We start from the raw sequence: 25436 nt of genomic DNA, 5'->3' as shown, positions 1-25436 counted from the left end.
TAGTTTGCTGCGAAAATGATAGATAGGTAAGCGGAATGACGGCGCCGAAAAATTTGATCTGGGCTCTCGCCCTTTTCGCGTCGTCGGCCATTCCCTCGCAGGCGGACTGGAAGCGCAGTGAAGCTGTAAAGACCTATGCCGTGCGCGGAAATTCCGGCGCCGAACTCTATCAATCGATCGGTGAGAACGGCCCGAAGATTGGTGGCCTTGCGCGCGTCATTGCCTACACAAACTTCAAGCTGACCTGGACGCGGAAATACGAGCGCCAGGGGATGCCTGCGTGCTCGTCTCGGCGCGGCCGAAGCTGATCGTCACCTACCACCTGCCGAAAGTGACGGGCACGCTTCCGAAAGCCGTCAAGGCAGGCTGGGAAACCTTCATCACCGGTGTGGAGGCTCATGAGCGCGTGCACGGCGATATCATCGAGGACATGGTGCGCAAGATCGAGGCGGCGACCGTGGGGCTGACGATCCCCGGCGATCCGAAATGCCAGGCGATCAAGACCGAGATGACCAAGCGTCTCGGTGCTCTCTCCATGGCGCAACGTCAGAAAAGCCGGGACTTCGACCAGGTCGAGCTTAACGACGGCGGCAACGTCCATCAGCTGGTGCTGGAGCTGGTGAATGGGCCGTAGAAAGGGAGCGAATAGCGAATAGCGAATAGCGAATCGGAAAACGAAGAATACGAAGGCTTTCGAGTTCGAATTCACACTTTCTAATTGACCATGGGTCGAGGACTTCGAACTATTCGCTATTCGCTATTCGCTATTCGCTATTCGCTATTCGCTAACTCACGCCCTCTTCATCAACGGAAACCGTTCCTTCAGCAAGCGCTGGATCGATTCCGCGCCGATCGGTGGGCCGAAGAGGAAGCTCTGGCCGAAGTCGCAGCCCATCTGGGCGAGCTGGATGGCGTCCTCTTCCGATTCGATGCCTTCGGCAACCACCTGCATGTCGAGGTCGCGGGCCATGGTGATGACTGAGCGCAACAGGATCGTGCGCTTGTCGCTTGGATCCTTTACCAGCGCCTTGTCGATCTTGATCGTATCGAAGGGGAAGCGGGTCAGGTAGGCGAGCGACGAGTAGCCTGTCCCGAAATCGTCCAGCGCCAGCTTTAGCCCGGCCTCCTTGAGTTTTTCCAGCACCAGCCGCGCCTGTTCGGGATTTTCCATGACGACGGATTCGGTGATTTCGATCTTGATCTTCTGCGGGTCGCAGCGGTTCTTGTTCAGAACGGCGCGAATGTCGTCGTAGAGATCGTTGTTGAGCAGTTGCGCGCTCGACAGGTTGACCGAAACGAAGATCGGCAGGTCTCCGGTCTGGATCTGCCATTCGGTCAGGTCGCTCGCCGCCTTTTCAAACGCAAACATGCCGAGCTGATTGATCAGATCGGAATTTTCGGCGATCGGGATGAATTCCGTCGGCGAGATATTGCCGCGCTTGGGATGATCCCAGCGCATCAGTGCCTCGAAGCCGGCGATTTCGGCATCATGAAGCCGCACGATCGGCTGGTAGACGAGCGAGAGTTCCTTGCGCTCGATGGCGCGGCGCAGGTCACTTTCCAGTTGCAGGCGGTCCGTGCCCGAGGCACGGAAGGCCGGACGGAACGGCTCGACCCGGTTGCCGCCGGCCTTCTTGGCGCGGAACATCGCCAGTTCCGCATCGCCGAGCAGGCCGATGGCATTTTCCTGCTGGTCGACCCAGGAGACGAGACCGATCGAGGCCGTCAGGTTGATTTCGTTTTTGCCGAAATTGAGCGGCACCATGATGGCCTTGGAGACTGCATCGGCGAAGTCGGCGACTTTGGCCGGATCGCGCTCGGACATCAGCACCAACCCGAAATGGTCGCCGCCCAGGCGTGCAAGTGTGTCTTGCGGCTTCATCAGGCGGCGCAGGCGGCGGGTCAGCGCGATCAGGATATTGTCACCGGCAGCGATGCCGAACTTCTCGTTTACGCTCCGGTAGCGGTCGATATCGATGGCGATCACGGTCGGACGCACGGAGTTCGAACCGGGCGCCAGCGACAGGATGGATTGCAGCCGGTCGAGGAAGATCTGCCGGTTCGGCAGTCCGGTCAGGTTGTCGTGCAGCGCGTCGTGGAGCAGCCGGTCGATGGAATTCTTCTGCTCGGTGATATCGACGATCGTGCCGACGCAACGGATGATCTCGCCGTTCGACCCAAGGACCGGACGGGCGCGAATGGCGAGCCAGTGATAGTGGCCGTCTTCGGCGCGAACCCGGAATTCATGGTTGAGCCGCCCGCGGCGATGTTCGAGCAGCACGTCGAGCGTCGCGCGGAACCGGTCGCGATCATCCGGATGCAGGCGCGGCAGCCAGTTGCGGGCAGCACCGTGCATGGTGCCGGGCGAAAGGCCGAGCTGCGCCGAGATATCAGGGATGGTCACCACCCGGTCGCGGGCCACGTCCCAGTCCCAGACGGTATCGCCGGAACCGGTCAGCGCCAGCGACTGGCGCTCGAGGTCGGAAAACAGGCCCTGGCTGTAGGCGCCGCCGGAAAAGGCGTGCTGCATAACCGTGAAGCCGATGAGAAGCACGATGAGTACGAGGCCTCCGCCGAGCGCCGGCTGGACGATGTCGTTGGCGAGCTGTCCGGTCACGGTCAGCCAGGCGCCGAACAGCCAGACGAGGATCAGCAGCCAGGCGGGCACCAGAAGGATGGCGCGGTCGTAGCGGTTGAAGCCGAGATAGGCGATCAGCACGATGCCGGCAGTGCCGGTGAGTGCAAAGGACAGGCGGGCAATGCCCGCCGCAATCGCCGGATCGTAGATGGCGACGCCGAACAAAAGGCCAAGGCCGAGAATCCAAGCCAGCGTCGCATAAGACAGGTGCTGGTGCCAGCGGTTGAGGTTGAGATAGGTGAACAGGAAGATGACGAGACCGGCCGCGAGGAACACCTCGGTTCCCGCGCGCCATATTCGCTCGTCGCCGGCGGTGATCGCGATCAGTTTCGACAGGAAGCCGAAATCGACGCAGATATAGGCCAGCACCGCCCAGGCGAGTGCGGCTGTCGCTGGCAGCATCGAGGTGCCCTTGACCACGAAAAGGATGGTCAGGAACACCGCAAGCAGGCCGGCAATGCCGAGCACGATGCCGCGATAGAGCGTGAAGGCGTTGACCGTGTCCTTGTAAGCGTCCGGTTCCCAGAGATAGATCTGCGGCAGGTCGGGCGTGGCAAGCTCTGCGACGAAAGTGATGACGGAGCCGGGGTTGAGCGTGATGCGGAAGACGTCGGCTTCCTCGCTCGGCTGGCGGTCGAGCGCGAAACCTTCGGACGGCGTGATCGACAAGATGCGCTGCGAGCCGAGGTCCGGCCAGAACAGCTTGGAATTCACCAGGCGAAAGTGTGGGGCGACGATGACGCGCTCCAGTTGTTCTTCCGAGACGTTGGCGAGCGCGAAGACGGCCCAGTCGCCCTGGTGGTTTTCGGCGCTGGAGCGCACCTCGATGCGCCGCACGATGCCGTCCGTTCCAGGTGCCGTCGAAACCTGGAAGGCTTCGCCGCGTCCCGTGTAGATTTCGGTGGTGGCCGTCAGGTCGAGTGCCGTATCCTCGCGCGAGATTTTCACTGGCTCGGTCGCCTGCGCAGGCGTCGCGACAAGGGATAAAAGGGCGGCCGTCAAGGCGAACAACACGGCAAGCATGCCTGCTGCTGACGAGTGAAACGACCCTCGGGTGAAAGACATCAGATACTCAAATTCCTGTTTGGCGTGATGTCCTTCGAAAGCAGAGAGAACATCAGGTGATCGCGCCATTGCCCGTTGATTTTCAGGTACTCCCGCAGGTAGCCTTCACGCTGAAAGCCGGCCTTTTCAAGGAGTCTTATGCTTCTTTGGTTCTCGGGAATACAGGCTGCTTCGATACGGTGCAACTGAAGGCTGGAAAAGATATAGGGGATGACCAGCTTGACACCCTGCGCCATATGGCCTTGGCCGGAAAAACGCTCGCCCATCCAGTAGCCGATCATGCAGCATTGCGCGGAGCCGCGGCGGATATATCCAATGGTGATCCCGCCCAGAAGCGTGGCGTCTGTCCGAGAAAAGAGGAGCAGCGGCACGGCCTGTCCAGAAGAAAATTCCTGCTCGTTGCGGATCACCCGCGCGCGAAAGGCGCTTTCACTCATCTCGCCGCTTTGCCATGTCGGCTCCCAGGGTTCCAGAAACGTCCGGCTTTCGCTTCGCAAGGTGAACCACTGGCGATAATCGGATGTGCGGGGAAGGCGCAGGAAATGGTTGGCGCTGGCAATCTCCATCGGATCCGGCTGCCGCGACAGGAACCGAAACACCGATCTTGCCATGCGAGCCTCCGGATCTCGGATTAACGGACCACTACGTAATACGCCGGGCGAGCCCGAGCGTTAAGGTTTTTCGCAGCAGGGCCAGTCGACAAGTCCTGCTGCAGTTATGATGCCTTGCTTCAGCCGTTGGCGGCGCGCGGCCGGGTTGCCTTGTTGGACAGCGACGAGAGAATGTCCTGCATTGGCGCCAGCTTCTCGACGGGACCGATGGCCGACAGCGTCGGCACCGTGTCGAAGAACAGGCGGCCGGCGAGATCGGTCAGGCGCTCGACGGTAATGCCGGACAGCCGCTCCATCAGTTCTTCGTTGGGGATCGGGCGGCCATAGAGCATCATCTGCCGGGCAATCTGTCCGGCGCGAGCGGCGGGGCTCTCCTGACCCATCAGAAGCTGGGCGCGGATTTGGGCGCGGGCGCGGTCGATTTCCTGCTGTTCGATCTTCATCGAGGACTTGCGCAGTTCATCGAGAATAACAGGCATCAGTTCCGGCAGATTCTCGCCGCCGGTCGCGGCATGCACGCCGAAAATGCCGGTATCGGAAAAGCCCCAGTGGAATGCGTAGACCGAATAACAAAGCCCGCGATGTTCCCGCACTTCCTGAAACAACCGGGACGACATGCCGCCGCCGAGAATATTGGCCAGAATCTGCGAACAGTAGAAATCACGGGCGTGATAGGCCTTGCCTTCGAAACCGAGCAGCACCTGCGCGTCCATCAGGTCGCGGTCTTCGCGGACATCGCCGCCGGTATATTGGGCCACCTCTGAAACAGGCGGCGAGGCCGGCGTCTGCGGCAGGCTGGAGAACCTGTCTTCAACCTGTCGCACGAAGCTGTCATGATCAAGCGCACCGGCACCGACGACAAACATGCGATCGGTGGTGTAGTTGCGGTCGAGATATGCGCGGATCTGGTCCGGCGTAAACGACAGGACGGTATCCGGCGTGCCGAGGATCGGACGTCCGATCGTCTGGTCGGCAAAGGCGGTTTCGGCGAACTTGTCGAACACGACGTCATCAGGCGTGTCGTTGGCCGCGCCGATTTCCTGCAGGATGACGTGTTTTTCGCGCTGCAGTTCTTCCTCGTCGAAGGAGGATTCCGTCAGGATATCGGCGAGGATATCAACCGCAAGCGGGACATCGTCCTGAAGAATGCGCGCATAATAGGACGTTGTTTCGGTCGATGTCGCGGCATTGACTTCGCCGCCGACATTTTCGATCTGCTCGGCAATCTGCCGGGCGCTGCGCCTGGCGGTGCCCTTGAAGGCCATGTGCTCCAGAAGGTGGGCGATCCCGTGCTCGTCGGCTGTTTCGTTCCTCGAGCCGGACTTGATCCAGACGCCAAGAGCAACGCTCTCCAGATGCGGCATGGTCTCGGTCACCACCGTCAACCCCGACGCGAGCCGGGTGCATTCAACTTTCATGATCCGTCTTTCTGCATTCCTATTTCCGGATGCGAGCATGCGCGTTGATATAGTCTTCAACGGCTTCAAGCTCTGGCTCCAGAATGTCGAAACGCTCCTCCCTATCCATCAGATCAGCAAGCCACGTTGGAAGCGCCGGGTCAATACCACTGGCCGATTTTACCGCAGCCGGGAATTTTGCCGGATGGGCGGTGGCAAGCGTCACCATGGGCGAGGTGGGTTTTTCGTGTTTCGCCGCGACGAACACGCCGATGGCCGTATGGGGATCCAGTAGATAGCCGGTTGCGGCAAGTGTTTCCCTGATGGTTCTGGCAACTTCCTTTTCCGAAGCGCGACCGGCGCGGAATTCCTTGCGGATTGCCTTCAGCGCCGTTTCACCCAGTTCGAAACCGCCCGACTGCGTCAGGCTTTCCATGGCGGCGCGCACCTTGGAGGCGTCGCGGTCGTTGGCCTCGAACAGCAGACGTTCGAAATTCGAGGAGATCTGGATGTCCATGGAGGGCGAGGTCGTGGCCTTGACGCCGCGCATCTCGTAGCGCCCGGTCTTCAGAGCCCGCGCCAGGATGTCGTTTTCGTTGGTGGCAACGACGAGGCGATCGATCGGCAGGCCCATTTTCTTGGCGACGTAGCCGGCAAAGATGTCGCCGAAATTGCCTGTCGGCACGGTGAAAGAAACCTTGCGATCCGGGGCGCCGAGCGCAATTGCCGTGGTGAAGTAATAGACGATCTGCGCCATGATGCGCGCCCAGTTGATCGAATTGACCCCGGAAAGTGCGACGCCGTCGCGAAACGACGTGTCATTGAACATCGCCTTGACGAGGTTCTGGCAGTCGTCGAAATTGCCGTTGAGCGCCACCGCATGCACGTTGGACGCCTTCGATGTGGTCATCTGGTGCTGCTGCACCGGCGAAACCTTGCCATGCGGGAACAGGATGAAGATGTCGGTGCGCTCGCGCCCGGCAAAGGCGTCTATCGCAGCGCCCCCTGTATCGCCGGATGTCGCGCCGACGATGGTTGCGCGTTCGCCGCGCTCCGTCAGCACGTGATCCATCAGCCGTGCCAGAAGCTGCATGGCGACATCCTTGAAGGCAAGCGTCGAGCCGTGGAACAGTTCCATGATGAAGGCATTCGGCCCGGTCTGCACGAGCGGGACAATGGCCGGATGCCGGAAAGTGGCGTACGCCTCGTCGATCATCGCGCGAAAAACGTCGGCCGGGATCTCATCGCCGACGAAGGGTGTCAGAACCGTGAAGGCGATGTCCTGGTAGGATTTGCCGCGCAAAGCGCGGATTTCCTTCTTGGAGAAGGACGGCCATGTCTCCGGGACATAGAGCCCGCCATCGCGGCCAAGACCGGCCATGAGGGCATCGCAGAAGCCGAGAGAAGGGCCTGGCCCCGCGTCGAGACATACTTCACCTTTGTCCATCCTTCGTCATACGTTCGTCGGCGCCTTGGCGCCTTTTTCAGCTCGGCCGTATCCTAGCCGAGCCGTGCTGCAAACGTGGTTCTCTTTGCGTCAATCACTGGCAAAGCTGAGGAGAATCCCCGCGCTGCGCTCCCTAAATTTGCTTCGGAAGAGCCGGATTTTCGCGCATCAGAGGCTGCTGAAATTTTGATTGCCGCCGCACAGACTCCAATCGATTTTTCCATGCGCCGCTGCTATAGACCATCGCCAAGGGTCTTGAAAGACAAAAGGCCCGGCGCATCGGGCAGAAAAAGTCGCAGTTTGCGGCTGATTGTTCAAACGATGCGTTCAAGGCGAAAGCAGGGGTCACGTCACGTGTTTGGTAAAGTTTCCAGCCGTCTTCTCGGTATTTCACTTCTTGCGCTCGTCGCGGGTTGTAACAAAACGGATACGGGCGGCGCCATCGATGCCGGCGGCAATGCCACCGCTCCGACGCCGGCGGTGATCCAGGGGACATGTCCGCAAATATACCTGCGTGACGGAACGTCGACCTACCGTACCTATGCCAAGGGCGCCAAGGACGATCCGACGCAGATCATCTACCAGGCCTCGCTTGCCGACACGACCCGCCAATGCGTGCAGAGCGAAAGCAGCCTGACGGTCAATATCGTCGTTCAGGGACGGGTCATTTCCGGGCCTGTCGGCGGTTCGGGCACCGTCAACCTGCCAATCACCGTTTCCGCCACCGATGGCCAAAATACGCTCTATTCCGAACTGACCCAGTTTCCGGTCGAAATCCCGGCCGAGGGCACGGCGCAGTTCGTCTTTACCAAGAGCGCTGTCCTGCCCGGCGGTTCCGGCGATTTCGCCAAGGTCTATGTCGGCTTCGACGAAGGTCCGCCCTCGAAGAAGAAGTGATTGAAGGCGGACCAGACCCGAAGGTCCGGCGCGAAGCGGAACGGCATCAATGGGTGCTTTTGAACAGGCCGTTGGTCGGAAGATCGCGCCGAGGCTGAAGGCCGAAGGGTTCGTCCGGCGTGGCCAGAGCTGGAATCGGCGCCGGGACGGTGAAGTCCAGGTGATCTCTTTCCAGCGATCAAGCAACAATACCGTTCTTGACGCCCGATTCACGGTCAATGTCGGCGTGACACCCGATCTTTTGGCGCCCGACGCCTGGGTTGCCGAGCATGACTGCCGTTGGCGCATGCGCATCGGCATGCTTCGACCAGAACGGCAGGATCACTGGTACCGCTATCTTCCCGACGATCCGGGGCAGGTTGAAGCTGCGATTGCCGAAGCCCTTGCCGACATCGAGGCTTTCGTATTGCCCTGCCTTGCCCAGCCGCGCTTCCTCTCCCCTGTGGCGAGAACAGCCGTCGGCGCCTGGCAGATTGTCAGGCGCGTGCTTCGACGTTTCGGGCCAATCTAGGCGACGCTCTTCTGAGCGGTCTTTCGCGCTTTCAATGCGCAACAGGCTTCAGGCGATCAGTTCTTCCGACCATTCCGACAGTGCGGCGATGACGCCGGGAAGCGCGCCCATACGCGAAATTACCGTCTCGGCGCCAGCCTCCGTCAGTTTGTCGGCATGCGACGGATAGGTGTGGCTGCCCCCGGTGAAGCCGACGACGCGCATGCCTGCAGCACGGGCGGCGTGAACGCCATGCACGGAATCCTCGATCACCAGAACCCGCGAAGGATCGGTACCAAACATCTTGGCGCCGTGCAGGTAGATGTCCGGCTTCGGCTTGACCCGGTCTTCGCCGAGATCGCGGGCCGAATAGATATGCACGCCGAAATGATCCTTGATTCCGGCTTTTCCGAGCATCATCGCCAGCCGTGCCGATGTCGAATTGGAGCAGATGCCGTGCGGCAGCTTGATCTGCGTCAGCATCGGCTTGACGCCGTCGATAATGGTCAGGTCGCTTGCCAGCCGCTTGTCGAGGATGGCCTCGTTCTTGGATATGAGGTTGGCCGAAAGCGGAATGTCGGCTTCCTTCTCGATGGCGAGAAGGATGTTGTGCCATGTCATGCCGGCAAAGCGCTCGGCTATTTCCTCGGCACTGATTGGAAAACCGGCCTCGGTCAAAAGCCCGGCATCGACTTGCGAGGCGATGATTTCGGAATCGACAAGAACACCGTCGCAGTCGAAAAGAATGAGGTCGATGCTGGTCATGCCGGTAAATTCCTTTGAGGCGATCGCTTGGGGAGGATGGCCGCGACTTACACGATGGCGGCTCAAACCTCAACCGCCAACAACGGGTGGCTGCCATGCAATGCGTTGCCGCACCCTCGACATCTGCCCGGCAGCGCGGCAATAAAGGCGGAGATTGCCGCCTGCCGTATGTTCAAGGGGCCGCAAAAACGAGGTCGTTCCAACGTGACAGTCCGCCTGCGCGCCCATCATCTGCTCTGCATGCTGACCTTCATCGGCAAGGGCTATACGCCGGCATTCACCGAAAATTACCGGCGGATCGCCGCCCGGCTCTCGGGCGGAGAGACGATCGAGATTGTCTGCGGGCCGGACGATATCTGCGCGCCGCTTGCAGGCCTTCCCGAAGAGCACTGTCTTCAGGAAAGCGTCATCGACCGCGATGAAAAGGCCGCGATTGCCGTATCGCAGCTGCTGGCAAGGCCGGTTGTCGAGGGCAGCCTAATCACGCCCGATGCCGATCTCCTCGCGCGGCTACGCCACGCCTTTCGTGCCGGCGATATCCGCTCCGGCTGCACTGGCTGCGAATGGTCGCCGCTGTGTACCGACGTCGCGGACAAAGGCTTTCCAGATGTTCTGGTCGCTTCAGCCAGACTCGCTGAACAGGGCTGAAAAGGCCTTTTCGCCGGCAGCCGTGAAGTGTATCGCGCGACTGTCGGCTTCGCGTCTTGCCCATCCCTTTTCGAGAAACATCGAAAGCAGCGCCTCGCCGAGCGAGCCGGCCAGATGCGACCGCCGCTCGCTCCAGTCGAGGCAGGTGCGGCAAACGGGTCGCCGCTGTTTCGTCAGGGCTGAGAGATCGATGCCAAGCGCGACCATCTTTTCACCACCGGCTTCCGTCAACGCCAGGTCGTCGCCGACACCGGCAATCACTTCCTCGGCGACAAGACTGTCGAGCATGCGCACCCCGTAGTCGCCGGCCAGATGATTGTAGCAGACCCGCGCCTTGCGCAGCGCCGGGTCCTTCGGGCCGGTGCGGTGGCGGGTAAAGCCGCGGCTGGCAGCAAAGCCCATCAGGCTTTCGAGCAAAAGGCCAACCTCGTCGTCCGACAGCGTGAAATAGCGGTGCCGGCCCTGCTTACGCTGGCCGATCAATCCACCGGCTTCCAGTTTCGACAGATGCGAGCTTGCGGTTTGCAGCGTGATACCCGCCGTTCCGGCAAGCTCTGTCGCCGTCAGCGCCTTGCCGCTCATCAGGGCGGTCAGCATGTTGGCGCGGGCGGGGTCGCCGATAAGCGCGCCGATCTGGGCTATGTCCGGTCCTTCTTTCATACTTCGATGCTAACCGAAGCATGAAGCGCATTCAAGATGGCACAAGGCATCATCGAAACAAAGGAGACCTCGATGATTACCTGCTTCATCCGCTATGAGATCGATCCGTTCGCACAGGACGATTTCACCACCTATGCCCGCAACTGGGGACAGGCGATCCCGCGCAACGGGGCCGATCTCATCGGTTATTTCGCCCCGCACGAGGGCTCGTCGACCACGGCTTACGGCGTCTACAACATTGAAAGCCTCGCAGCTTACGAGACCTATCGCGCCAGCCTGAAAGCCGATCCGCTTGGTGCTGAAAACTACCGGTTCGCCCGCGAAAAGCGCTTCATCTTGAAAGAAGACCGTATTTTCCTGAAAAACGTTTCTGCCCCGCATGCGCAAACGGTGTCGCTGTGATTGCCGTCATCTTCGAAGTCACGCCCGTCTATGGCCGACGCAACACCTATCTCGATCTGGCCGCGCAATTGCACATGCGGCTCGACAGGATCGACGGCTTCCTGTCGATCGAGCGGTTCGAAAGCCTGAAATTTCCCGGCAAGATCCTCTCCCTGTCCTTCTGGCGCGACGAAGCGGCGATCGCAACATGGCGCAACGGGCCGGAACACCGCGCCGCCCAGGCGGCCGGCCGCGACGGTACCTTCGCCGACTACCGCCTGCGCATCGCCGGCGTCATCCGCGACTATGGCATGACGGAGCGGGAAGAGGCGCCTGCGGACAGCCGCGCGTTTCACCAGGGACGGGAAGGGGACTTGAGTTGATTTTGATGCGCCGGGCGAACGGCCCGGCAGCCGTGCTACTGCACCGTCACTTCCGTCCGCTCGGCAGCCTTCACCGTCGCGGGCGCTTCCTTGGGTGCTACGTCGCCGGTATAGCTGGCGCGCACGATATAGTCGCCGGGCGGCAGGGTCTCGGTGTATTCCACGCCATAGGTGGTGACGAGAACATCCTGCTTTCCCTGGATGTCCTTCTTCGCTGCGATAATCTCGATCTTGTCCGCACCCGGCGCAGTGATCGCGAGGACCCCGGCGTTGAGATTGACGGTCACGTCCTTGCGTTCGCCTGCCTTGATCGAGAACGGTGTCTCCGCCTGCACCTCGCCGAGCCGGGCGACGAGGATGAAATCGCCGATCGGCGTATCCAGTTTCGTTCCCGTGCCATAGGTGCTGCCGTAGCGCTTGCGTTCGCCGTTGATGTCCTTGGTTGCCGAAACGATCTCGAAGAAGATTGCGGAGGATTCCACCGGCAGGCCGCCGTCGGAATAAACAGCCTTGTTGTCGATGACACCCGAGCCGATGACGAGGTCATGCTCGACCGTCTCGCCGGCCTTGACGGTGACCGTGTCCTCGACGATCGCCGGACCGATCGTGCCCTTCAGGCGCACGCTGCCGGCTGCGGCATAGAATTTCGCGGTGCCGTAATAGGTCGTCGAATAGTCGTCGAAGCCGATCTCCACGGCTGCACTCGCGTCGGCTTCCGTATCCTGCGGCGTGCGTTTCGGCGTAATGATCACGGAACCTGCATCAAAATTGACGAGCGGTTTTACCACCTCGCCATCCTTGATCTCAAACGGCACCTTGCGTTCGATCGTGTTGTTGAGGATCACTTCCGCGATGTATTTTCCGGCAGGATAGGTCGCGGTATAGGCCCCCTTGTATTCGAGCGCGATGTAGTCGCCTTCCGGCTGGCCGTCCGCGCCGGCCTTGAAGATCTTCCACTGCACATCGTTGATATCGCCGAGCGAGGGGCCGCCTTCCGAAAGCGTGCTGTCGAGCATGGCGTTATACTCAAGCTTGACCGGCTCGACAGCCTCGACCGGCTCAACCGGTTCGGTCCTCTGCTTGACGACCGGCGGGGCCGCAACGGTTGCGGCAAGTGCCGCGACCAGCTGTTCGGCATCCGAGGCCTGGAAATACTGGCCGCCCGTGCCTTCGGCAAGGCAGGCGACCTGCTTGCCTTCCTCCTGCGTCAGCCCGAAGCCGACGACATGGGCGGTGAAATCCACGCCCTTGCTCTCGAGTTCGGCGGCGAGCGCGCAAGGGTCGGCCTCGCAGGTCTCGAGCCCGTCTGTCAGAAGCACGACGGTTGCCTTTTCCTCTGTGTATTTCAGCGCGTCCGCCGCCTCGCGCACAGACTGCGTCAGCGGCGTCTTGCCCTTCGGCGTGATCGTATTGACGAAATCGGCGATCTCCTGTCCGGTGCCGGCTGCGGGTGGCACGACAAGCTGGATGTCCGAGCAGGAACCCTTGTCCCGATGCCCGTAGACCATCAGCCCGAGCTCCGTGTCCTTGGGAACGGATTGCAGCACCGTGCCCAGCGTCTCGCGGGCGATCTCGATCTTGGAACGGCCGTCGATCTGTCCCCACATCGAGCCCGAGGCATCCAGCACCACGATGGTGCGCTCGGCTGCCTGGGCAAACGTGGAAGACAGGATGAATAGGCCGAAGGCAAAGATGCTTGAAAACCGCACGTCACTCTCCCCGTCAAGGCTCTGCGCCCGCCAATGTCGCATGGCCCGCAAGACACGGCAATTGCCCTCGCAAACACAGTTCGGTTAACGGCGCGGGTGCCCGTTCTATTCGCATCAATCCGTGCCGCGGCGAGAATATTTCGATTATTCGGCAATGCTTTCAGTCTTTGGTAACCAAGTTCGGTAACCATAAGCGCTGAAATCAGTTCCGAGTAAGCGTGATTGCGAGTTGCCCATGTCATCAGTTGTTTCAAAGGCCGAAATCTCCCGCGCCGTCCGTCCGTCCGGCTGGCTCAACACCATCCTCAAGGGCGATTGCGTTGCAGCCCTCGAAGCCCTTCCCGATAACTCCGTCGATGTCGTCTTCGCCGATCCGCCCTACAACCTGCAGCTCGGCGGCGCGCTGACCCGTCCCGACCAGTCGCTGGTCGATGCGGTCGATGATGAGTGGGACCAGTTCGTATCCTTCGACGCCTATGACGCCTTCACCCGCGCCTGGCTGCTGGCGGTTCGCCGCGTCCTCAAGCCGACCGGAACGCTGTGGGTCATCGGCTCCTACCACAACATCTTCCGCGTCGGCGCAACGCTGCAGGATCTGAATTTCTGGATTCTCAACGACATCATCTGGCGCAAGACCAACCCGATGCCGAACTTCAAGGGCCGCAGGTTCCAGAATGCCCATGAAACGCTGATCTGGGCTTCGCCGAACGCCAAGGGCAAGGGCTACACGTTCAACTACGATGCGCTGAAGGCATCCAATGACGACGTGCAGATGCGCTCCGACTGGCTGTTTCCGATCTGCTCGGGCGGCGAGCGCCTGAAGGGCGAAGACGGCAAGAAGGTGCATCCGACGCAGAAGCCGGAAGCGCTGCTCGCCCGCATCATGATGGCATCCAGCAAGCCCGGCGACGTGATCCTCGATCCGTTCTTCGGCTCGGGCACGACCGGTGCCGTTGCCAAGCGTCTCGGCCGCAATTTCGTCGGCGTGGAGCGGGAGCAGGTGTATATCGATGCCGCCAACGCGCGCATCGCTGCTGTTGAGCCGCTCGGCAAGGCAACGCTCTCTGTGCTCAGCGGCAAGAAGGCCGAGCCTCGGGTGGCCTTCAACACGCTGGTCGAAAGCGGCATGATCAAGCCCGGCGCGGTTCTGACCGATGCGAAACGCCGATACAGCGCCATCGTCAGGGCCGACGGCACCGTTGCCAGCGGCGGCGAGGCCGGCTCTATCCACCGCCTGGGCGCCAAGGTCCAGGGGCTCGACGCTTGCAATGGCTGGACCTTCTGGCACTATGAGGAACGGGGCGTCCTGCGTCCGATCGACGACCTGCGTGCGGTGATCCGCAGCGATATGGCAAAGCTGAACTGAAGTTACTTCATTGCTAGTATGAGTTTGCGACCTGCGCGATTGCCTCGCGCGGGTCGTTGTTTATGGTTCTTGGCCAAAAACAACAACTATTCGTAGTTGATAAATTAGTCTTCAAAAAAGCGACCAATGCGCCATGTTGAATCACGCTCTTGCGATTCGCTTGATGTTCCCGAGTAGGCCGGATTTCGTTCGGAGCCGAAGCAAAACCGCTAAATGATTTAGCCTGGGGGAAGCGCCATGAACGAGCGCGATGACGTCAATAACTGGGCCATCTATCGGGCGCAGCAGATCCTGCAGCGCGAAGGCATGGACCTCGCCAAATCCGCCCGCAGTTTCGATCACAATGCCATCCGCGAAAACGGCTTGCTGCTGGCGAGAGCCATTGCCGCATCCCTCATCGAAGCATCGGCAGCAATGTCGAACAATCGCCGCATCTCCTGAACGAAGGTTGGTGAAGGGGCTCCATGGCGAACTCGCTTCGGCGAAGGGTTGTGCCGGTCCTCCCACTTCGCCTTTCCGGGCCTGCCGGAAGGGCACACGGATTGCTATACTGCGGTCCGGAACCAGGGGCGAGTCAGCCGCAATGTTCCGATTTGGGTTCGCGCCGCTTTGCTGCGCGCAGCAAAAACTCTGGCCATCGAAATTGTCGGCGACGTGAAGGTCTTTTAGACCCTCTTAACCATCTTTCCCCTACTATCGCTATGGGTCGGGCAGTCGTGATCAACCACGCAAGTGCTGCTTCGGTCCTCTGTCGGCAAGTCATAAATTCTTGTGCGGTTTTTGTACCTTCAGTCCCGGGCAAGAACATAAGCGCCCGGGGTTCGCGAGAGCCCCGGGCGTCTACTTCGCGGTGATTGACCAAGTGAGATCGCTGGCCCGACAGCAGTGTTTGATGAACGGTTTCAGACCGTCGCGTAGTCCGTGACCTCGACCTTAAGGATGCGTCCGTCGGCGTCGAAGGTAATGGTTTCCTCGCCGTCGCGCACCAGGCGCTCGCCCGTGATGGTACTCGTCGCTTCCAGATGCCAGACGGCGCGGGCCGCATTGCGCGAAACCGTCTCCACGAGGCTGTCGCGCGCCACCTGATCGGGATATTCGTCGAAATAGCGGCGGAAGCCGGAAAGGATTACCGCCTTGCCCTCGACCGCGCCGATCTTACCGGAGGAGTATGTCGCGTTGTCGACAAAGAAAGCCTCGATCGCCGCAAAATCCAGCGCGTTGATCGCGTCGTGGTAGCGGATCAGAAGCTCGGCTGGGTCATAGGTCATGATCTCTTCCTTTTGCACCGTTCAGATCGGGATGCCGTGGCGGCCAAGGTCCTTCTGCAACGTCTGCGCGTCGGTGAAATGCACCGCATGCCAGCCGGCGGCGCGCGCGCCTTCGACATTCGGCAGGCTGTCGTCGATGAAGATCGTCGCGGCTGGATCGAGATCGAAGGTCTGCGCATGTAGTTGGTAGATCTGCGGATCGGGCTTGATCAGGCCAACCTCGCCCGAAACGGTGACGCCGCGTGGTAGGGTGAGGAAAGGAAACAGCGTCTGCGCATGCCGAAACGTGTCGGCGGCAAAATTCGTCAGCATGGTGACGTCGTGGCCCTTGGCGATCAGGCTTTCCATGATCGAGACGCTCTCGACATAGGCATGCGGCACCATCTCATGCCAGCATTTGCGGAAGCCGCGGATCTGTTCCTCGCGCTCGGGGTGATCAGCGATCAGCAGCGCCTCGGCCTCCTGCCAGCTGCGGCCGCGATCCTGTTCGAGGTTCCAGTCATGGGTGCAGACATTGGCAAAGAACCAGTTGCGCTCGGCATCGTCAGGAATGATCCGCGAAAACGGCAGATGCGGGTCGTAGTGAATCAGCACCTTGCCGATGTCGAAGACGATGTGCTGGATATCGATGCTGCTCATGTCGCGGTTTTCCTCACCTGTCTTTTCGGCTCCGCACCGTCTTTGAAAGCATGCGGTATAGCCTGGGCAATTGCCTTTTTCATGACCGTCGGCAGTGCCTGGGCACCGAGCGTTTCGGCGGGCTCCCACCAGCCGTTTTCGCCGCTACCAATCATCTGCGCCGAGCGTGCGACCGTGGCGCTATGGACGGACAGGCGCAATTCGAAATGCGTGAACACATGACTGATGGCGCCGCAGGCATGCCATTGCGCCGGAAAGGGTTTTGCCTCGATCGAATTGTCGCCGTCGACCCGCGATGTCCAGGCGGTGCCGGGCACCTCCGTCATGCCGCCAAGCAGGCCTGTCTCGGCGCGCTTGCGCAGATAGACGGCGCCGGATTGATCCACCGCGACGAAGGCGGCACCGACACGCAGCGGCTTGTCCTTCTTTGCGGCCTTGCGCGGAAAAGTTTCCGGATCCGCAGTCTTCAGGGCCAGGCAGTGATCGTTCAGCGGACAGAGCGCACAGGCCGGGCGCTTCGGCGTGCAGATCGTTGCGCCGAGATCCATCATGCCCTGCGCAAAGTCCCCCGGCCGGTCCTGCGGCGTCATCTCGGCTACCAGCATCCGCATCTGCGGCTTGGCGGCGGGCAGGGGTGTTTCGATCGCATGAAGCCGCGAGATCACCCGCTCAACATTGCCGTCGAGCACGGCGCTCTGCCGGTTGAAGGCGATGGCGGCGACGGCTGCGGCGGTGTAGTCGCCGATCCCCGGAAGCGCTTTCAAGCCTTCCTCCGTTTCCGGAAACCGGCCGCCATGATCGCGCGCGACGGCCTCCGCGCATTTCTTCAGGTTACGCGCCCGGGCATAATAACCGAGCCCCGCCCAGGCTTTCATGACCTCTTCGGTGTCGGCAACCGCCAGATCGGCGACGGTCGGCCAGAGCCTGCGGAATTTCTCGAAATAGGCTTTGACCGCCTGCACCGTCGTCTGCTGCAACATCACTTCGGAAAGCCAGATGTGATAGGGATCAGGGTGCATGCCACGCGCTGCCATCACGGGTGAAATCCGCCACGGCAGATCGCGGTGATGCCTGTCATACCAGGAAAGAAGCAGGGCGGCGGCGCCTGCCGCTTTCGAAATCGTTGTCATCATTTGCCGGAAGGTTGGTTTGTATCCTATACTTGGCGAAGTGTTCGCCTTCCTTCAAGGCTTTAAAACAAAACCGGAAGTCCTTCTCTTGAAGCAACCCTATACGTGCAGGGGCGTCGTCCAGATCAGCGAAGTCGCCAACGGCCTGATCGATCCGCTGCTCGCCAAGCGCGCCGGCATCAACACGCTTTTGCTTGGTTCCTGGGATGAGATCGCCGGCGAGGACTTTGCCGATTGCACCCGGCCGGAAAAGATCGCCTGGCAGCGCAGGGCGTCCGAAAGCGGGCAGGACGGCGGCTATCTGCCGGGCGTGCTGACGATTGCCTGCGAAGGCGCGCGCGCGCTGTTCCTGACCCATGCGCAGGGCGAGCTTATCCAGCGGATCAACGGCTTCTTCGGTTTCCCGGCGATCAACCAGATCCGCATCGTACAGAAGCCGGTGTCAGCACCCCGCAAGCCCAACTTCAAGCCAAGGCCGCTGACCGGCGAACCCGCTCGCAAGCTCGACGCCATGATCGGCGGCATCGAAAGCGACGCGCTGAAGGCGGCGCTCACCCGGCTCGGCACGGCGGTGATGTCGCAGGGTAAAAAATGACCGCGATCATCAAGTGGTCACAATTGTTTGACCTCTTCCCAGCGAGTAACGCTTGTGACCGCCGATAAGGCAAGTTATCGGATTTGCAATACCTCCATTTCAGCCCTTGACCCAGGTGATTCCATGTCCCTTTCCGAAATGAGCCCTTTTAAGACTTCTCTGGGCAAGCGCCTTCTGGGCGGTGTTGCACTGGCAGCGCTCGCCGTGACGCTGTCTGCCTGCAGCGATGAAAATAAGGAAGCCGCTTCCACATCCACCACGCCGGCGATGGAAACCACCGACACTGCGACGAAGACCGTCGTCAACACCGGCGGCTCGATGATGGCGGCCACGCAGGCCGACACCAAGCCGGTCGATGCGGTAACCACAGCCTCGACTGCAAGCACGACGACACCGGCAACGGCAGAAGCCGGCCAGACCCAGATGGCCCAGGCCGCCGCACCGGCCGGCAAGGTTGAGCTTCCCGTATCCGAAGGCGAGGTTGATGTCGCGGCGCTGATGGCACCCGGCCCGCTGCCGGAAATGGCAATCGGCGAGGCCAATGCGCCAGTTACGATCGTCGAATATATGTCGATGACCTGCCCGCATTGCGCGGCCTTCCACAACAACACCTTCGATGCCATCAAGACGAAATATGTCGATAGCGGCAAGGTGCGTTTCGTCGTGCGCGAATTCCCGTTCGATCCACGGGCTGCTGCCGCCTTCATGCTGGCGCGCTGCGCTCCGGAAGGCCAGTATTTCCCGATGGTTTCGATGCTGATGAAACAGCAGGAACAGTGGGCTGCCGCCCCCAATGGTCGCGAAGCTTTGCTGCAGATGTCGAAACTCGCCGGTTTTACACAGGAGAGCTTCGAGAGCTGCTTGACGAACCAGAAGCTTCTGGATGATGTGAATGCCACGATGCAGAAGGGCGCCAAGGATTACGGTGTCGCCTCGACCCCGACCTTCTTCGTCAATGGCAAGAAATATTCTGGAGACATGTCGGTTGACACCATGTCGGCCCTTATCGACACGATGCTCTGATCCTTCGCGTCCCCTCCGGACAATCGACGGGCGCCTTAGTGCGCCCGTTTTTTATTACCTCCCCTTGAGGGGAGGGTGGCCGCATGAAATTCAACCGTCTCCGTCTTCTCGGCTTCAAATCCTTCGTCGAGCCCACCGAATTTGTGATCGAGCGCGGCCTGACCGGCGTTGTCGGGCCGAATGGGTGCGGCAAGTCGAACCTTGTCGAGGCGCTGCGCTGGGTGATGGGGGAGAATTCCTACAAGAACATGCGGGCGTCCGGCATGGACGACGTGATCTTTTCCGGATCCGGCAATCGCCCGGCGCGAAACACCGCCGAAGTTGGCCTTTATCTCGACAATTCCGATCGCACCGCGCCTGCCGCCTTCAACGACAGCGATGAAATCCAGGTGACGCGGCGGATCGAGCGGGAAAACGGCTCGGTCTATCGCATCAACGGCAAGGAAGCCCGGGCCAAGGATGTGCAGCTTCTGTTTGCCGATGCCTCGACCGGGGCGCGCTCGCCGTCCATGGTCGGCCAGGGCCGGATCGGCGAGCTGATTGCGGCAAAACCGCAGGCCCGCCGGCAGTTGCTCGAAGAAGCGGCCGGCATTTCCGGCCTGCATTCGCGTCGTCATGAAGCCGAATTGCGGCTGAAGGGCGCCGAGACCAATCTCGAGCGGCTGGATGATGTTACCTCGCAGCTTGAAAGCCAGATCGAGAGCCTGAAGCGCCAGGCGCGCCAGGCCAATCGCTTCAAGATGCTATCGGCCGATATCCGCCGGCACGAGGCGATGCTGCTGCATATCCGCTGGGTCCAGGCCAAGCAGGCGGAAGGCGAGGCCGACAGCCAGCTAAATCAGATCACTTCGCTGGTTGCCGAGAAAGCCCAGGAGCAGATGGAGGCGGCCAAGGCGCAGGCCATTGCCAGCCTCAAGCTGCCGGAACTGCGCGAGGACGAGGCCCGCGTTGCGGCTGGCCTGCAGCGCCTGCAGATCGCCAAGGCGCAGCTTGAGGAAGATGCCGGCCGGACGCTGCGCCGTCGCGACGAGTTGCAGCGCCGGCTTTCGCAATTGGCTGAGGACATCCTGCGCGAGGAGCGCATGATTGCCGACAATGCCGGCATTCTCGCCCGTCTCGATGAGGAAGAGGCCGCGCTTTTGGAGACGCTGGCCGAAGCCGACGACCGGGCCGTGGAAGCGCAGGAGCGGCTGGGCGATGTCAGCGAGAAACTGGCCGAAAGCGAGCGCCAGTCGAACCTTTTGACGGCGGAGCGCGCAGAGGTGCAGGCGACGCGCAACCAGCTGGAAAAACCATCCGCGATCTCACCGAGCGGCAGGGCCGGCTTGTCAGGCAATTGGGCGACCAGAGCCGCGACCTGGAAGAGCTCGACCGGCAGATTGCCGTGCTGCCGGATCCGGAGGCAAAACGCGAAGAGGTCGAGTCTGCCGAGGCCGCGCTCGAGGACGCCGACGCCGCGATCATGTCCGTCGAGGAAGCGCTTGCCGCTGCTCGCCGGACGGAATCCGCCGCCCGCCCGCCGGTCGATGCCGCCCGCGCGCAGCTGAACGGTATCGAGACCGAGGCCCGAACCATCCGCCGCATGCTCGATGCCTCAACGGTGCAGGGCGCCTCGCCGCCGGTGGTCGATGACATCAAGGTCGATCGTGGTTTCGAGACGGCCTTGGGCGCCGCCCTTGGCGACGATCTCGATTCACCGCTTGATCCTTCGGCGCCCGCCCATTGGCGCATGCCGGGAGAGGCGGACGATGCCGTCCTGCCGGCAGGAGCGACCCCGCTTGCCGATTATGTCCGTGCGCCGCCGGAGCTTTCCCGCGCGCTGCGCCAGATCGGCATCGTTGCCGATGATGCTGCAGCCGAAACCCTGATGCCGCAGTTGCGGACCGGCCAGAGGCTGGTGACGCGCGATGGCGCGGTCTGGCGCTGGGACGGCCATGTCACCGGTGCCGATGCACCGAGCGCCGCAGCCCTGCGGCTGGCCCAGAGGAACCGCCTCGCGGAACTTGATGTCCAGGTCGAGGATGCGCAGGCGGAACTCGACCGGCGCGAGGCTGAGCTTGCCAAGGCAACGGCCGCCATTCGTAGCCAGGATGAGCGCCTGCGCCACGCCCGCGATGCGCAGCGGCTGATGGCCCGCAAGGTGGCGGAAGCCCGCGATGCGCTGGCGGCTGCCGAGCGCGCCTCCGGCGATCTGGTGCGTCGTCGCGCCGTTCTGGCGGAGACCCGCAGCCAGATGGAGCTGCAGCTTGAGGAACTGGGCGAGCAAATGGAAGGCGCGCGCGAGGCGCTGGAGGATGCGCCGGATCTGGCCGATCTCGAAATGCGCCTCAGACATGCGGCTCTCGAGGTGGCGCAGGATCGCGCCACTGTCGCCGAGGCGCGTGCCGCCCATGATGGTCTTGCCCGCGAAAACGAGGCGCGGCAGCGCCGGCTGACCGCGATTGCCGCTGAGCGCCAGACCTGGAACGCCCGCGCGGCGAGCGCCGGAGAACACATCGCCACGCTGCGCGACCGCGAGGCGGAAGCCCGCGACGAGGTGGAGGCGCTGATGGACGCGCCGGATGAATTTGACGAAAAGCGCCGCGCCTTGATGAGTGAACTGACCAATATGGAGACCGCACGCCGCGCTGCCGCCGACCGGTTGGCGGAGGCGGAAAGCCGTCAGCGCGACGCCGACCGCAATGCCGCAACGGCCCTGTCGCAGCTGGCCGAGGTCCGGGAAAACGTGGCCGCGCCGAGGAGCGGCTGGTGTCCGCCCGCGAAAAACGCGTCGAGACCGAGGGCGCGATCCGCCAGACGCTGAACTGCGCACCGCCCGAGGTCCTGCGCCTGACCGGCCTTGCCGTCGATCAGGACCTGCCGGAGATGCGCGCCATCGAACGCGAACTGGAACGGCTGAAGATCGAGCGGGAGCGGCTCGGTGCCGTCAATTTGCGCGCGGAAGAAGAGCAGAAGGAACTGTCTGACAAGCTCGCTGCCCTGATCAAGGAGCGCGAGGATGTCATCGACGCAATCCGCAAGCTGCGTGCGGCCATCCAGAGCCTCAACCGCGAGGGTCGCGAGCGGCTGCTGGCCGCCTTCGACATCGTCAACGTCCAGTTCCAGCGGCTGTTTACCCATCTCTTCGGCGGCGGCACGGCCGAATTGCAGCTGATCGAAAGCGACGATCCGCTCGATGCCGGCCTTGAAATCCTCGCCCGCCCGCCCGGCAAGAAGCCCCAGACAATGACGCTCTTGTCCGGCGGCGAGCAGGCGTTGACGGCCATGGCGCTGATCTTTGCCGTCTTCCTCACCAATCCGGCGCCGATCTGCGTGCTCGACGAGGTCGATGCGCCACTTGACGACCACAATGTCGAGCGCTACTGCAACCTGATGGACGAAATGGCGGCCTCGACCGAAACCCGCTTCGTCATCATCACCCACAACCCCATCACCATGGCCCGCATGAACCGCCTCTTCGGCGTGACCATGGCAGAGCAGGGGGTCAGCCAATTGGTCTCTGTGGATCTGCAGACGGCTGAGCAACTGCGTGAGGCAGTCTGAGGATCGATTGTCGGTATCAAGCATATATGATATACAATCGTCGAAAGTAGATCACGGAGGTTTGTATGCAAGTCTCGAAATGGGGCAACAGCCTGGCCGTACGACTGCCCAAGAAGCTTGTCGAGCAGATGGGTCTGGTCGAGGGCGACGAGATCGATCTTGTGAACGGTGCCGGGAAGACGCTGATCATTAAAAAGGATGATCGTCGCGAGGCAGCCTTGGCCGCGCTTGCGTCTCTCAATCTGCCGCTTCCTCCCGACTATAAATTCGACAGGGAAGAGGCCAATGAACGGTGAAGGCGTTCTTTGACACGAATGTTCTCGTCTACCTCGTATCGGATGATCCGAAAAAGATACCTGCCGCCGCCTGTCTGCGACAGGGCGGCATTGTCAGCGTTCAGGTATTAAACGAGTTCGTGCACGTCGTGCGCCGGAAACTGCGGCATGATTGGAACACGATCGAGTTGGCACTCAAGCACTTTCATATTGCGCTTGACGATATCGTCCCACTCACCGCCCAATTTCACGCCGCCGCCCTGCCGCTCGCCCGCGATCATGGCCTCACCATCTACGATGCCCTCATCGTCGCAGCCGCCATCGAAGCTGGCTGCGACACGCTGTTCAGCGAAGACATGCAGCACGGCCGCGCCTTCGGTCGGGTGACCATCAGGAACCCGTTTCTGGAGACGGTGTAGAGACAAGACGAAGCGGGGCGTAGCAGGGGCGCAATCAGCCTCACAACCGCGAGAACGGCCAAGCGGCGCTTGTGCCACCAAATTCTACTGACGTATTTTCGCTGCAAGGTCTCGCTCTTGCCACCTTATTCGATCTCCACGACGAACGAGGCTGTCCTGTCACTGGGACCCATGTCGTCCCAGCCCTGCACGTCGAGGGTTCTGGCATCCCGCTTGCCGCTGAATTCGGCGAAGAACATCCCGAAATTATCGCCGGTTTTGCCTTCGTTCGGCTTGCCCGAATCCCAGTTCGTATAGGTTAGCGGTTCCCCGTTCTCCCATGCCCATCCACCTTTCGGTTCCTTCGATGCAGGAAGCTGCACCAGTCCGATCCAAGCCCCCATCTTTGCCGTAACGCCGTATTTTTTGTCGTAGTAGAGCGAAAACAGGTTCTGATCGCCGTTCATCAGCGATGCGATGAACTTGTTCTCGGCAGCCGAGCCAATAGCCGCGAGATAGCCGCCGCATTTCTTGGCCATCAGGGATGCAGAGTTCCGCGTGATAATGCTGCCCTTGAGCAGAACATAGACGTGGTTCTGGAAACGGCCGTAGATTTTGGCGAAGAATGGCGCACAGGCGGCTGCTTTGAGAATGTGGGGATCCGTTTCGAGTCCCTCGAAATCCTCCGGCTTGTATATCCGGGCAATGGAAGAGGAATAGAGCCCGTCTTCTCCTTGTGCTTGCGGAAGCTTCAGGCCGAGCTTTTCCGCGGTAATGTCGGTGACATATCCCGTCGGCGCGATACCGATGGATAGCTGATAGCTGGACAGCGCGTTGCGCGTCTTCTGCCCGAACGCGCCATCGGCGGTGCCGGGGTCGAAACCTTTGCTCGCCAGGGCAAGCTGAATTTCGCGGCGCTTGCCATTGTTCTGCGTGAGAAGATTTTCCCGCTGCTCCGGTGTCAGCGATTTTGTCGTCGTCGTTGTCTGCTGCATCTGAGACAGAAACTGGCGTGCCATCGACGCCTGTTCGCCGGTCTTGTGTTTGGCCAGGAAAAAGGTCCAGATGCGCGCCGTATTGATGCGAAGCGCCTTGCGGAAGTCCACTTCTACTGCGGCCGCATCAGTGCTGGTGGTGGGTTGCACCGGCGTCTCGATCGTCTCGCTCGGAATGGATTTTGCCTCTGCGGGCAGGCTGGCGTTGAAATAGAATTCCAGAGCCAGCGACGACAGGATCTGCGGCGATTGTTTGCCGGCAGTCGTGCTGCGCACATCGCGGATGACGCGTTTGAACGCGGTGCCAATTTCCAGCCCGGGACCGGCGAGATTGTCGATGAGTGCTGTCGTAAAGGGTGAGTTATCGCCGCTGCCATCCGCCGCGACCTGGCCGGGCGCGGCGGCAAATGCCACCATCGTGCCTGCAGCTTCGGTGTTCACCGGCGCTAAACCCCTCGTTGCCAGGCTGCGGGTGACACCCTCGACCTGTTCGTTCAGGCGGTTGGCAAGCGGGTTGTTGCGGCAGGCGTCGAGAAAGAACAGTGCAATCTTCGCCTTCTTTTCCACGGAACCGATAACATCGCTCAGCGCGAGTGCCTCGGCCGAAACATCCAGTTCGCTGTCAAGATGCGCATCGATACCAACGAGATAGTTTTCCCCATGAAGCTGCATGCCATGTCCGGCGAAATAGAGCAGCGCCACATCCTGCGGCCCGATCGTCTTGGAGAATCGCGAGACGGCACTCGCCATCTCGCGCCGGCTGGCGTTGGTTACGACATCGACCTCGAACCCCTGCGACGACAGGAAACGGCCAAATGCGGTCGCATCGCGCGCGGCGTTCGGCAATCCACCCGCAACTTCATATGTCGAATTGCCGATCACCAGCGCGAGCCGTTTTGTCTCACCGGCCGCGTCTGCATGTGGAGCGATAGCCGTGGCGAAGATCAACCAGAGCAGCAGACGGAAAAATTTCGGCATTTCCTCACCTCTGGCCATTGTGATCGCTCCTGTGAAACGCTCGGTAGCCGCAAAAAATTCTGGCCCGCGTCTTCATAAGCTATGCTTCATGTTACCTGTCCGATCCGCCGCCGCAAAGCCCCTTTGCCGCCACTC

General features: G+C 61.2%; 21 protein-coding genes and 3 pseudogenes. 13 read left to right on the top strand and 11 right to left on the bottom strand.

Annotation, left to right across the window (positions count from 1 at the left end):
- The first annotated feature begins 35 nt into the window (after positions 1-35).
- Positions 36-634: pseudogene (locus tag P6U16_RS05430) on the top strand (DUF922 domain-containing protein).
- A gap of 156 nt (positions 635-790) precedes the next feature.
- On the opposite strand, the gene P6U16_RS05425 reads toward P6U16_RS05430, so the two are convergent.
- From P6U16_RS05425 to thrC, 4 genes and pseudogenes are all read right to left on the bottom strand, one after another.
- Positions 791-3703 carry a sensor domain-containing phosphodiesterase gene (locus tag P6U16_RS05425; protein WP_277702904.1) on the bottom strand — a complete coding sequence of 971 codons (2913 nt, stop codon included), beginning with the start codon at positions 3701-3703 and terminating at the stop codon, positions 791-793.
- Positions 3703-4314 (bottom strand): GNAT family protein, encoded by a 612-nt coding sequence (locus P6U16_RS05420; RefSeq protein WP_277702903.1) that lies wholly within the window; start codon positions 4312-4314, stop codon positions 3703-3705. The genes P6U16_RS05425 and P6U16_RS05420 overlap by 1 nt, the downstream gene beginning before the upstream one ends.
- Before the next feature lie 119 nt (positions 4315-4433).
- On the bottom strand, positions 4434-5735 hold the full coding sequence (locus P6U16_RS05415; RefSeq protein ID WP_277704019.1) for a pitrilysin family protein: 1302 nt from the start codon (positions 5733-5735) through the stop codon (positions 4434-4436).
- Between the two features lie 16 nt (positions 5736-5751).
- Positions 5752-7148: pseudogene (gene thrC / locus P6U16_RS05410) on the bottom strand (threonine synthase).
- Between the two features lie 364 nt (positions 7149-7512).
- Between thrC and P6U16_RS05405 the strand changes: the two are divergent.
- Positions 7513-8055, top strand: a complete 543-nt coding sequence (locus P6U16_RS05405) for a hypothetical protein (RefSeq protein ID WP_277702902.1) — start codon at positions 7513-7515, stop codon at positions 8053-8055.
- Positions 8056-8104: 49 nt separating this feature from the next.
- Entirely contained in the window at positions 8105-8566 is a 462-nt protein-coding gene (locus tag P6U16_RS05400; protein WP_277702901.1) for a DUF4304 domain-containing protein, read from the top strand.
- A gap of 48 nt (positions 8567-8614) precedes the next feature.
- On the opposite strand, the gene P6U16_RS05395 is transcribed toward P6U16_RS05400, so the two are convergent.
- Positions 8615-9310, bottom strand: a complete 696-nt coding sequence (locus tag P6U16_RS05395) for an HAD family phosphatase (RefSeq protein ID WP_277702900.1) — start codon at positions 9308-9310, stop codon at positions 8615-8617.
- Between the two features lie 204 nt (positions 9311-9514).
- On the opposite strand from P6U16_RS05395, the gene P6U16_RS05390 reads away from it, so the two are divergent.
- Entirely contained in the window at positions 9515-9958 is a 444-nt protein-coding gene (locus P6U16_RS05390) for a DUF1284 domain-containing protein (protein ID WP_277702899.1), read from the top strand.
- Here P6U16_RS05390 and P6U16_RS05385 read toward each other — a convergent pair.
- Positions 9932-10618, bottom strand: coding sequence for a metalloregulator ArsR/SmtB family transcription factor (locus P6U16_RS05385; protein ID WP_277702898.1), 687 nt, complete (start codon positions 10616-10618; stop codon positions 9932-9934). The genes P6U16_RS05390 and P6U16_RS05385 overlap by 27 nt on opposite strands.
- 72 nt (positions 10619-10690) lie before the next feature.
- Here P6U16_RS05385 and P6U16_RS05380 point away from each other — a divergent pair, with 72 nt between their 5' ends.
- Positions 10691-11020, top strand: coding sequence for an NIPSNAP family protein (locus tag P6U16_RS05380; RefSeq protein WP_277702897.1), 330 nt, complete (start codon positions 10691-10693; stop codon positions 11018-11020).
- Complete coding sequence (locus tag P6U16_RS05375; RefSeq protein ID WP_277702896.1) at positions 11017-11382, top strand: antibiotic biosynthesis monooxygenase; 366 nt, start codon at positions 11017-11019, stop codon at positions 11380-11382. The genes P6U16_RS05380 and P6U16_RS05375 overlap by 4 nt, the downstream gene beginning before the upstream one ends.
- A gap of 35 nt (positions 11383-11417) precedes the next feature.
- Here P6U16_RS05375 and P6U16_RS05370 read toward each other — a convergent pair whose 3' ends face one another.
- Positions 11418-13091 carry a VWA domain-containing protein gene (locus tag P6U16_RS05370; RefSeq protein WP_277702895.1) on the bottom strand — a complete coding sequence of 558 codons (1674 nt, stop codon included), beginning with the start codon at positions 13089-13091 and terminating at the stop codon, positions 11418-11420.
- 235 nt (positions 13092-13326) lie between these two features.
- On the opposite strand from P6U16_RS05370, the gene P6U16_RS05365 reads away from it, so the two are divergent.
- Positions 13327-14457 (top strand): site-specific DNA-methyltransferase, encoded by a 1131-nt coding sequence (locus P6U16_RS05365; RefSeq protein WP_277702894.1) that lies wholly within the window; start codon positions 13327-13329, stop codon positions 14455-14457.
- Positions 14458-14694: 237 nt separating this feature from the next.
- Complete coding sequence (locus P6U16_RS05360; RefSeq protein ID WP_277702893.1) at positions 14695-14898, top strand: hypothetical protein; 204 nt, start codon at positions 14695-14697, stop codon at positions 14896-14898.
- A 461-nt stretch (positions 14899-15359) separates the two neighbouring features.
- Here the strand turns inward: P6U16_RS05360 and P6U16_RS05355 are convergent, their stop codons facing one another.
- The 3 genes from P6U16_RS05355 to mutY are packed head-to-tail and all read right to left on the bottom strand — an operon-like array spanning position 15360 to position 17497.
- Positions 15360-15725: a nuclear transport factor 2 family protein gene (locus P6U16_RS05355; RefSeq protein ID WP_277702892.1), complete on the bottom strand. Its 366-nt coding sequence runs from the start codon at positions 15723-15725 to the stop codon at positions 15360-15362.
- Between the two features lie 21 nt (positions 15726-15746).
- Entirely contained in the window at positions 15747-16364 is a 618-nt protein-coding gene (locus P6U16_RS05350; protein WP_277702891.1) for an HAD family phosphatase, read from the bottom strand.
- Positions 16361-17497, bottom strand: coding sequence for an A/G-specific adenine glycosylase (mutY, locus tag P6U16_RS05345; protein ID WP_277702890.1), 1137 nt, complete (start codon positions 17495-17497; stop codon positions 16361-16363). The genes P6U16_RS05350 and mutY overlap by 4 nt, the downstream gene beginning before the upstream one ends.
- An 85-nt stretch (positions 17498-17582) precedes the next feature.
- Between mutY and P6U16_RS05340 the strand changes: the two genes are divergently transcribed.
- The 5 genes and pseudogenes from P6U16_RS05340 (at position 17583) to P6U16_RS05320 (ending at position 23349) form a co-directional block, all read left to right on the top strand.
- Positions 17583-18089: a DUF721 domain-containing protein gene (locus P6U16_RS05340; RefSeq protein ID WP_277704018.1), complete on the top strand. Its 507-nt coding sequence runs from the start codon at positions 17583-17585 to the stop codon at positions 18087-18089.
- Between the two features lie 138 nt (positions 18090-18227).
- Entirely contained in the window at positions 18228-19112 is an 885-nt protein-coding gene (locus P6U16_RS05335) for a DsbA family protein (protein WP_277704017.1), read from the top strand.
- A gap of 83 nt (positions 19113-19195) precedes the next feature.
- A pseudogene (smc, locus tag P6U16_RS05330) lies at positions 19196-22655 on the top strand (chromosome segregation protein SMC).
- Between the two features lie 65 nt (positions 22656-22720).
- A complete protein-coding gene (locus P6U16_RS05325; RefSeq protein WP_277702889.1) occupies positions 22721-22951 on the top strand; it encodes an AbrB/MazE/SpoVT family DNA-binding domain-containing protein in 231 nt (76 codons plus the stop codon).
- A complete protein-coding gene (locus P6U16_RS05320; protein ID WP_277702888.1) occupies positions 22948-23349 on the top strand; it encodes a PIN domain-containing protein in 402 nt (133 codons plus the stop codon). The genes P6U16_RS05325 and P6U16_RS05320 overlap by 4 nt, the downstream gene beginning before the upstream one ends.
- Positions 23350-23474: 125 nt before the next feature.
- Here the strand turns inward: P6U16_RS05320 and P6U16_RS05315 are convergent, their stop codons facing one another.
- On the bottom strand, positions 23475-25319 hold the full coding sequence (locus P6U16_RS05315; RefSeq protein WP_277702887.1) for a caspase family protein: 1845 nt from the start codon (positions 25317-25319) through the stop codon (positions 23475-23477).
- Positions 25320-25436 lie beyond the last annotated feature (117 nt).

The organism is Rhizobium sp. 32-5/1 (genome assembly GCF_029537235.1).
Lineage (GTDB): Bacteria > Pseudomonadota > Alphaproteobacteria > Rhizobiales > Rhizobiaceae > Pararhizobium.
This window is presented reverse-complemented; position numbering and strand designations above follow the sequence as displayed.

What these genes read in the sequence shown, in the direction of transcription:
- P6U16_RS05425 (WP_277702904.1), bottom strand. Translation starts at nt 3,703, where the DNA reads ATGTCTTTCACCCGAGGGTCGTTTCACTCGTCAGCAGCAGGCATGCTT.
- P6U16_RS05420 (WP_277702903.1), bottom strand. Translation starts at nt 4,314, where the DNA reads ATGGCAAGATCGGTGTTTCGGTTCCTGTCGCGGCAGCCGGATCCGATG.
- P6U16_RS05400 (WP_277702901.1), top strand. Translation starts at nt 8,105, where the DNA reads ATGGGTGCTTTTGAACAGGCCGTTGGTCGGAAGATCGCGCCGAGGCTG.
- P6U16_RS05395 (WP_277702900.1), bottom strand. Translation starts at nt 9,310, where the DNA reads ATGACCAGCATCGACCTCATTCTTTTCGACTGCGACGGTGTTCTTGTC.
- P6U16_RS05385 (WP_277702898.1), bottom strand. Translation starts at nt 10,618, where the DNA reads ATGAAAGAAGGACCGGACATAGCCCAGATCGGCGCGCTTATCGGCGAC.
- P6U16_RS05380 (WP_277702897.1), top strand. Translation starts at nt 10,691, where the DNA reads ATGATTACCTGCTTCATCCGCTATGAGATCGATCCGTTCGCACAGGAC.
- P6U16_RS05365 (WP_277702894.1), top strand. Translation starts at nt 13,327, where the DNA reads ATGTCATCAGTTGTTTCAAAGGCCGAAATCTCCCGCGCCGTCCGTCCG.
- P6U16_RS05360 (WP_277702893.1), top strand. Translation starts at nt 14,695, where the DNA reads ATGAACGAGCGCGATGACGTCAATAACTGGGCCATCTATCGGGCGCAG.
- P6U16_RS05355 (WP_277702892.1), bottom strand. Translation starts at nt 15,725, where the DNA reads ATGACCTATGACCCAGCCGAGCTTCTGATCCGCTACCACGACGCGATC.
- P6U16_RS05350 (WP_277702891.1), bottom strand. Translation starts at nt 16,364, where the DNA reads ATGAGCAGCATCGATATCCAGCACATCGTCTTCGACATCGGCAAGGTG.
- mutY (WP_277702890.1), bottom strand. Translation starts at nt 17,497, where the DNA reads ATGATGACAACGATTTCGAAAGCGGCAGGCGCCGCCGCCCTGCTTCTT.
- P6U16_RS05335 (WP_277704017.1), top strand. Translation starts at nt 18,228, where the DNA reads ATGAGCCCTTTTAAGACTTCTCTGGGCAAGCGCCTTCTGGGCGGTGTT.
- P6U16_RS05325 (WP_277702889.1), top strand. Translation starts at nt 22,721, where the DNA reads ATGCAAGTCTCGAAATGGGGCAACAGCCTGGCCGTACGACTGCCCAAG.
- P6U16_RS05315 (WP_277702887.1), bottom strand. Translation starts at nt 25,319, where the DNA reads ATGGCCAGAGGTGAGGAAATGCCGAAATTTTTCCGTCTGCTGCTCTGG.